Source organism: Micromonospora sp. HNM0581, assembly GCF_012726175.1.
In the GTDB taxonomy this organism is placed as follows: Bacteria; Actinomycetota; Actinomycetes; order Mycobacteriales; family Micromonosporaceae; genus Micromonospora.
In genome coordinates this window covers 1-1,105 of sequence record NZ_JAASAD010000061.1, presented here as the reverse complement: position 1 = coordinate 1,105, position 1,105 = coordinate 1, and the positions used below count along the sequence as shown (strand labels likewise).

At 63.6% G+C, this 1,105-nt stretch carries 1 protein-coding gene; it reads right to left on the bottom strand.

From position 1 onward, the window contains the following. Nucleotides 1-16: 16 nt before the first annotated feature. Complete coding sequence (locus HCA58_RS23080; protein WP_169600158.1) at nt 17-880, bottom strand: IS5 family transposase; 864 nt, start codon at nt 878-880, stop codon at nt 17-19. Nucleotides 881-1,105 lie beyond the last annotated feature (225 nt).

The following is a 1,105-nucleotide window of genomic DNA, read 5'->3' as shown; positions in this document are numbered from 1 at the left end:
TGAGAGGACGTCTGATTCACGTATTTTGTGTGTGTTGTGGTTGTAGGGGTTCTCGCCAGGTTGGGGTGGTTTCGGTGGTGAGGCGTTTGGCGAGGTTGTCGATCATGGCGAGGGTGATCATGCTGGCGGAGTTGTCGGGTCGGGTTTCGTAGTCGCGGACGAGTCGGCGGTGGTGCATGAGCCAGCCGATGGTGCGTTCGACGACCCATCGCCGTTTGACGACGCTGAAGCCTTTGATCTGTGGGTCTTTGGTGACGATCTCGACGTCGACGCCGAGGGCGGCGCCGTGTTCGACGACGCGGTTCTTGAATCCGGCGTCGACCCAGGTCTTGGTCAGGGTGGGGTAGGTGGTGGTGGCCTGGTCGAGTAGGTCCATGCCGATGGCGTTGTCGCTGGCGCTGGCGGCGGTGACGATGACGGCGAGGAGTAGGCCGAGGGTGTCGGTGATGATGCCGCGTTTGCGGCCGACGATCTTCTTCCCGGCGTCGGTGCCCTGTGTGGTTAGGGGGACGTTGGTGGAGGTCTTCACGCTCTGGCTGTCCATGATGGAGGCGGTGGGTGCGGTGGTGCGGCCGTGGTGATCGCGGACGAGGCCGGTGAGGTGGTAGTTGAGTTCGGTGAAGATGCCTTCTTTGCTCCAGGCGGCGAAGTAGCCGTAGACCGTCGGGTGGGGCGGGAAGTCGTGGGGTAGGTAGCGCCAGGCGATGCCGGTGCGGTTGACGTAGAGGATGGCGTTGAAGATGTCGCGTAGGTCGTGGGTGGGGGTGCGTCCGCTGACGCCGGCGTCGGTGCGGGCCTGTCGCCAGGCGGTCAGGCGGGGTGCGATCAGGGCCCATCGGGCGTCGGACAGGTCGGACGGATAGGGTCGCCGTTCGGTCATGCAGCAGGCGTACGGTGTCGGGGCCTCGACTCGGCGGACGTCATGTCCGTCGATGCGGGGTCGAAGGTGAACCAGACACGATTCCGGGGTGAAATGCTCCGATTCCGGTCAGGATCCAGCGGGACGGGATGCGTCTATTTCTGGTCGGGTCGGACATTATGGCTACCGAGGCCGGAACATGAATCCGTCGTTACTGATCCGAACGCGAAACAAACGTCCAGTGAG